Source organism: Mesorhizobium sp. M7A.F.Ca.MR.362.00.0.0 (assembly GCF_004023175.1).
In the GTDB taxonomy this organism is placed as follows: Bacteria; Pseudomonadota; Alphaproteobacteria; order Rhizobiales; family Rhizobiaceae; genus Mesorhizobium.
Map to the genome: position 1 here is coordinate 16,896 of NZ_RZTF01000053.1, position 7,200 is coordinate 24,095.

7 protein-coding genes are annotated in these 7,200 nt (G+C 61.4%); all 7 read right to left on the reverse strand.

The annotated features are described in order from the left end of the window. On the reverse strand, nucleotides 1–255 hold a 255-nt coding region (locus EOC06_RS42140), incomplete at its 3' end, for a cation:proton antiporter (protein ID WP_245469449.1). A gap of 281 nt (nucleotides 256–536) precedes the next feature. Continuing rightward, nucleotides 537–1,601: an ABC transporter ATP-binding protein gene (locus tag EOC06_RS10145; protein WP_023810097.1), complete on the reverse strand. Its 1,065-nt coding sequence runs from the start codon at nucleotides 1,599–1,601 to the stop codon at nucleotides 537–539. Nucleotides 1,602–1,612: 11 nt separating this feature from the next. Then, a complete protein-coding gene (locus EOC06_RS10150) occupies nucleotides 1,613–2,404 on the reverse strand; it encodes an ABC transporter permease (RefSeq protein ID WP_128307663.1) in 792 nt (263 codons plus the stop codon). Beyond that, nucleotides 2,401–3,195 (reverse strand): ABC transporter permease subunit, encoded by a 795-nt coding sequence (locus tag EOC06_RS10155; protein WP_245469451.1) that lies wholly within the window; start codon nucleotides 3,193–3,195, stop codon nucleotides 2,401–2,403. The genes EOC06_RS10150 and EOC06_RS10155 overlap by 4 nt, the downstream gene beginning before the upstream one ends. Before the next feature lie 189 nt (nucleotides 3,196–3,384). Then, nucleotides 3,385–4,491 carry an ABC transporter substrate-binding protein gene (locus tag EOC06_RS10160; RefSeq protein WP_128307665.1) on the reverse strand — a complete coding sequence of 369 codons (1,107 nt, stop codon included), beginning with the start codon at nucleotides 4,489–4,491 and terminating at the stop codon, nucleotides 3,385–3,387. A 242-nt stretch (nucleotides 4,492–4,733) separates the two neighbouring features. Continuing rightward, nucleotides 4,734–5,906 (reverse strand): iron-containing alcohol dehydrogenase, encoded by a 1,173-nt coding sequence (locus EOC06_RS10165; protein ID WP_128307666.1) that lies wholly within the window; start codon nucleotides 5,904–5,906, stop codon nucleotides 4,734–4,736. Between the two features lie 17 nt (nucleotides 5,907–5,923). Continuing rightward, nucleotides 5,924–7,200: aldehyde dehydrogenase family protein (locus EOC06_RS10170; RefSeq protein WP_245469450.1), on the reverse strand; the 1,277-nt coding region annotated here is incomplete at its 5' end.

Genomic DNA, 7,200 nt, shown 5'->3' on the forward strand with positions numbered 1-7,200 from the left:
CAGCACAAGCGGCACCCTGTAGCGGTTGAGATCGCGCAGCGAGGTATCATAGGCGGCATCGAGCAGCACCGGCGCGATGAACAGGGCTAGCGCCAGTTCCGGATCGATCTCTATGGTCGGCACGCCAGGCACGAAGGCGATGGCCACCCCGGCCAGCGCCAGCAAAGAGGGATAGGGAACCTGTACGCGCCGCGACAGCGCCGTCAGCGCAACGGCGATCAACAGCAGGACAAGGGTGAGTTCGAAAAGAGCCATGGGCTGTTATAGCCGGGATGCGAGACGCTGGCAGTGGCAAAGCGGCTGGAAACTGTTGATTGGCCAGCAAGCTCGAGCCGATGGGAATATGCCTCGAATTGCCTTCCACCGATGCCCTGCCAAATCGACAAATGCGCCGACCGCACCGATATCGAAATCACCGATAGAGGGGTCGCTTAAACACGGACTTCCCTGCATTGCAGCCCATGCCACGCGGACGGAAGCATCTCCCGTCTTCGCAGACCGGGATGCAGCCATTCATTTTGAGCAAGCGCATCAGCCTAGTGCAGCACCAGCATGTCGCTCGACGAGAACGAGATCTCAGCCTTTTCACCAACAGCGGGCGGCGGCGTTGCCGGGCTGTTGAAGGTGTCGAGCGAGACCGTGTTGCCGCCGATGCCGACGCGAACCCGGATGACCGAGCCGAGAAAATGCACTTCGGAAATTTCTCCCGAAAGGCTGGAGTCACGGCCGGGCTGACGGCCCAGCGAAATCGCTTCCGGACGCAGCGCCAGCGACAGCGTGTCGCCTGATTTGGAGCCGTTGAGCTTGCCCTTGAGCGAAACCTGTTCGGAATTGACCCGCACCGTGCCTGCGGCGGCATCGGTGACGGTGCCTTCGAGCACGTTCAGCGTGCCGACGAAGTTGGCGACGAACTTGGTCGCCGGGCGGTTGTAGATCTCGAACGGCGTGCCGACCTGCTCGGCCTTGCCGCCATACATGACGGCGATGCGATCGGAGATCGACAGCGCCTCTTCCTGGTCGTGCGTGACAAAGATAGTGGTGATGCCGAGCTTCTTCTGGATCGAGCGGATTTCCTCGCGCAGCGACACGCGCACCTTGGCATCGAGCGCCGACAGCGGCTCGTCGAGCAGCAAGAGCTTCGGCTTCGGCGCGATGGCGCGGGCCAGCGCGATGCGTTGCTGCTGGCCGCCCGAGAGCTGATAGGGATAGCGATCCGCCATCTGCGGCAGCTTGATGATGCCGAGCATCTCGGCGACACGGGCATCGATGTCCGCCCTCGGCATGCCGGCGACCTTCAGGCCGAAGCCGATGTTCTGCGCCACGGTCAGGTTGGGAAACAGCGCATAGGCCTGGAACACCATGCCGACATTGCGCTGGTTGGGCTTCAACCTCGTAATGTCCTTGCCGCCGACGACGATCGTGCCGGCGCTCGGCTCCTCGAAGCCCGCCACCATGCGCAGCACGGTGGTCTTGCCGCAGCCGGACGGGCCGAGGAAGGAGACGAATTCGCCGCGCTCGACGTCAAGATTGAAGTCCTCGACCACCGTTGTGGCGCCGAAGGATTTTCGAACGTGCTGGATGGAGAGGAATGGGTCGGCCATGGCTTTGACTTTCAGTTCGGACGGTTCGCCGATTTCGGCGCGAAGCGGGACAGGATCTGGATCAGCGACATGCAGCCCCACGTGATGGCGAAGGCGATCACCGCAAGGGCGGCTGGTTCATAGGCGCGGTTCGCGCCGATATTCTGCAGATACGGGCCGAATGCCGGACGGCTGAGCAGACTGGCCATGGTGAACTCGCCGATCACGATGGCGAAAGTCAGGAAGGCTCCCGACAGCACGGCAATCAGCACATTGGGCATGATCACGCGGGTGATGATCGTGCCCCAGCCGGCGCCCAGAATTTGCGCGGCTTCCGTCAGGGTGCGTACATCAATGGTGCGCAGACCGGTGTCGACAGCCCGGTACATGTAAGGCAGAGACAGCGTCGTATAACCAATGACAAGCAACGCATTCGCACCCCAATTGCTCGCCAGGAACGGCAACGGTGAATTCGAACCATACATCCTGATATAGCCGAAGACGATGACGATTGCCGGAATGACCAGCGGCAAAAGGGTGATGAACTCGACGATCGGCCGCAGCTGCGGCAGGCGCAGCCGAATCCAGTACGCCGCCGGCACCACGATCAGCACTCCCAGGATGATCGTGAAGACCGCCGCGATGACTGAAAACAGGAAGGTTGACTGGAAGCGCGCGTCGCCCAGTACAACCTGATAGGCGTCGAACGAGTGGACGCCGCGGCGCATGCGCAGCGAGAACTCGACAGTTGCCATCAGCGGAATGAAGAAATACGCGGCCCCGACAATAAAGACGACCCAGGCCCAGAACTTGCCCGACTTCATTTGAGCCACCTTTCGGACCGCGTCCGAAACCAGATGTAGAAGACATTCGCCAACCCGGTGATGACGATCATGCCGAAGGCTATGGCATAAGCGAGCTGAGGGTTGTGCAGCACGTCGCCATTCATCTGCGAGTAGAGCTTGATCGGAACGATGTTGAGCGTCGGACCGGCAAACGCATAGGCGGTGGCGATCGCGCCGAAGGCGTTCGCGAACAACAGGATGACCGTACCGAGGAAACTCGGCCATATCACCGGGATGACCACCATGCGCCAATATTGCGCCTGCGTGGCGCCGAGCGTGGCGGCAGCCTCTCCCCATTCTTTCTTCAAGCCGTCGATCGCCGGCACGATGATGACCACCATCAGCGGTATCTGGAAGAACAGATAGACGGCGATCAGACCTGTCGTGGTGAGAAAATTGAAGCCCATCGCGTAGATGTTGATGTTGAGCACGTCACGCAGAAGCGTCGTGACAATTCCGACACGGCCTAGAGTAGCAAGGAACGCGAAGGCGAGCGGCAAGCCGGCAAAATTCGAAGCAACGCCCGAGAAGGTAAGTGTTGCCGAGCGCGTCCAGGGTGGAAGTCCGCCGCGCACGATTGCGATGGCGATGGCGAGCCCGGCAAACGCCCCGATGATGGCCGACCAGAAACTGATCTTGATCGAAGACCAGTAGGAATGGCTGATCGACGGGTCGGTGACCAACTGCACGATATTGTCGAGCGTGAACCCGCCCTCACTGTTCCGGAATGCCCCCAACACGAGATAGAGCGTGGGCAGGATCAAAAACATCAGGGCGAAGATGAAGAACGGCGCCACACCGATCCATTGCGTCGGAAGGCGGAAGGCGGCCGTCACCTTCGGTGGCGCCGGCTTGGTGGCAAATGCCTGATTTGAAAGCGATAGATCGGTCATGCGCCGGGGCCACCGTCTTATAGAGTGTGCCGGGCGGCCTCGCGACCGCCCGGTGGATTACAAATCTTACTTGACGTTGGCGCCGACGGTGGCGTCCCAGTTCTTGCTGATAGCTTCCTTGGCCTTGGCCTGCTCGTCGAGCGTCGGGAACGCAGCCGAGGCATAGGATTCTGCCGGCGGCAGCTTGGCCAGCACATCAGCCGGGATCTTGCCGTTCTTGGCGAGATCATTGAAGCGGATCGGGTGGCAATAGCCCTTCAGCCAGCCGATCTGGCCCTCGTCGGAATAAAGGTATTCCATCCACAGCTTGGCAGCGTTCGGGTGCGGCGCGTAGGCGCTGATCGCCTGCACGTAGACGCCCGCGACCACGCCAGTCTTCGGCACGATGACGTCGACGGGCGGGTTGCCCTTCAGCGTATCGCGGCCGGCGAGCGCGTTGTAGTCCCAGTTGATAAGGATTGGGGTCTGGCCCTGGGCAAGCGTTGCCGGCTTGCCGACAACCGGAACGAAATTGCCGGCGGCGTTGAGCTTCTTGAAGAAGTCGAGGCCAGCGGTCCCGGCGGCGTCACCAGCAGCCGCGCCACCGGAAAGGCCCGCAGCGTAGACAGCCTGGATGGCCTGGTTCGAAACGCGCGGATCGCCGGCAAGGGCGACTGCGTTGGCGAATTCCGGCTTCAAGAGGTCAGCCCAGTCGGTCGGCGATTCCTTGACCAGATCCTTGTTCACCATGAACGAGAGCACGCCGTAGTAGTCGCCGTACCAGAAGCCGTCGGCATCCTTGGCACTGTCAGGGATCGAATCCCAGGTCGACACTTTGTAGGGCTGGATCAGGCCGTCGGCCTTTGCGGTCGGGCCGAACGACAGGCCCACGTCGATGACGTCAGGCGCCTGCGGGCCCTTGTTGTCCTTGTTGGCCTTGATGGCCTCGATCTCGTCGCCGGAACCGGCATCGGGATTAAGTTCGTTGACGGTGATTTCCGGATACTTCGCCTTGAAGCCTGCGATGACGTCGCCGTAGCCGCACCAGTCATGCGGCAACGCGATGGTGGTGAGCTGGCCTTCCGCCTTGGCGGCCTTGACGAGATCGTCCAGCGAATCCGCGGACGAAATCACCGTCGACGCGAAAAGCGCCGCGGCCGAAAGGGAAAGCACTTTCCCCGTGAATTTGAACATGTGTTCTCTCCGTTGAACTGACGCCGTTGGACGCCTGCGATGCGGTATCGTTTTCATGTGACAGCCAGATGAAAGCTTTGTGAAAGCGGCTGCTCGCAGTGCGAAAAAGTAAACTCTTTTTAACCTGATGTAGCAATCGCTCCGCGATTCTTTTTCCGGCTAACTAGTTTTTGCCTTGCCCGTCATCCTCCCCCTTGTTTTCATAGCCCCTTTTCAGATCACTTTGCGGCGCGGAAAACGCCTCAGACCGTGCCGGCGATGGCGTTTTCGAGCAAGGTCAGCGCCGCCTTCTTGGTCAGCTTGACCGGGTTGCCGCCGGCAGTCGGATCGACCACCGCCATATCGGCGATCAGCGTCTTACGCTTCTTGTCCATGTCGAGCCCCTTGATAAGGCCGGGCAGTGCATGCGGCACCTTCAGTTCCTTGCGAAGCTTGATGATGGCTTTGGCGAAGCCGTCGAAGCCTCCCTTGATGCCGCAATAGGCGGCGAGCCGGCCGATACGCTCCTCGATGGAATCCCGGTTGAAGGCCAGAACATAGGGCATGAACACCGCGTTGGTCATACCGTGATGGGTGTCGTAGAGCGCACCGACCGGATGCGACAGCGAATGGATGGCGCCGAGCCCTTTCTGGAAGGCGGTGGCGCCCATGGCGGCGGCGCTCATCATATGGGCGCGCGCAACGAGATCCCCGCCGTTGGCATAGGCCTTCGGCAGGTTCTCGAAGACCAGCCTCACACCTTCGACGGCGATGCCGTCGGCCATCGGATGGTAGCCGGGCGCGCAATAGGCTTCGAGGCAATGGGCCAGCGCATCCATGCCGGTACCGGCGGTGATGAAGCCCGGCATGCCGACCGAAAGCTCCGGATCGGCAATGACGATAGCCGGCAACAATTTGGGATGGAAGATGACTTTCTTGGTGTGCGTCGCCTCATTGGTGATGACGCCGGCGCGGCCAACCTCCGATCCGGTCCCGGCGGTGGTGGGCACGGCGATGATCGGCGCGATGGCATCCGAATTGGCGCGCGTCCACCAGTCGTCGACATCCTCGAAATCCCACACCGGCCTGACCTGCCCGGCCTGGAAGGCGATCAGCTTGCCGAGATCGAGCGCCGAGCCGCCGCCGAAGGCGATGACGCCGTCATGCTTGCCCTTCTTGAACACGGCGATGCCGGCGGTCAGGTTGGATTCGACCGGGTTCGGCCTGACCTCGGAGAAAACGCCGTAAGGGACCTTCGCATCGTCGAGGATCTCTAGGGTCGAGGCGACGACCGGCAGTTTCGCCAGTCCAGGATCGGTGACGAACAACGGCCGCTTGATGCCGGTGGCCGCCAGCACCTCAGGCAATTCCTTGATGCGGCCGGCGCCGAAGCGGACGGTGGTGGGGTAGTTCCATTTGGAGATCAGCTTGGACATTTTTGTCTTTCAATAAATCAGATGGCTTCGCGCAGATGGAATGATTTCGGCCTGGTGAGATTGTCATAGCCGATGGCCGACAAGCCCGCGCCCTTGCCGGTGTCCTTGACGCCGGTCCAGACCAGTGCCGGATCGAGGTAGTCGCAGCGGTTCATGAACACCGTGCCGGTCTCGACGCGGTTGCCGATCGCCACGGCATGCTCGGTATCGCGCGTCCAGATCGAAGCGGTCAGTCCGTAGGGGCTGTCGTTCATCAGCGCGATCGCCTCTTCGTCGTTGCGCACCTTCATGATGCCGACGATCGGGCCAAAGCTTTCCTCGCGCATGACGCTCATCTGATGATCGACATTGGTCAGCACCTCCGGCGCCAGATAGGGCGAACCGGCCTTGTCGTTAGCCACCTTCATGTCGATGTGCGCCACCGCGCCCTTGCGCAGTGCCTCGGCCTTCTGTTCACGGATCAGGTCGGCGAAGCGCGCCTGCGCCATCGGCCCCATCGTCGTCGCCTGGTCGAGCGGATTGCCGACGACATAGTTCTTGGTCTCGGCGATGAAGCCTTCGACGAATTCGTCATAGACCTTCTCGTGCACATAGACGCGCTCGATGCCGCAGCAGCACTGGCCGGAATTGTAGAAGGCGCCGTCGACCAGATTGGCGACCGCATGATCCATCTTGGCGTCAGGCAGCACATAGGCCGGGTCCTTGCCGCCGAGTTCGAGGCCGAGCGTCATGAAGGTGCCGGCCGCAGCCTTTTCGATGGCGCGGCCGCCACCGACCGAACCGGTGAAATTGACATGGTCGATCTTGCCCGAGCCGAGCAGCCTTTCGGTCTGGGCGTGATTCAGCACGACATTCTGGAACACGCCCTTGGGCAGACCCACTCCGTCAAAAGCATGTTGGAAGCGCTCGCCGACCAGCAGCGTCTGCGCCGCATGCTTGAGGATGACGGTGTTGCCGGCCATCAGCGCCGGCACGATGGTGTTGACGGCGGTGAGATAGGGATAATTCCACGGCGCGATCACCATGACCACGCCGAGCGGGTCCTTCTTCACATAACGGCGGAAGCCGTCCTTCGGGTTGGAGGCAGGCACCGACTTGAGCGCCTGCTCGGCGATCTCGACCATATAGGTGGTGCGTTCCCTGACGCCGCCGAACTCGCCGCCGTAGCGTACGGGCCGCCCCATCTGCCAGGCAATCTCCGGCACGATCTCGTCTGATATCGCGACCAGCGCTTCCAGCATGGCGAGCATGTACTTGCCGCGCTCGACGATTGGCGTCTCAGCCCATTTCTCTT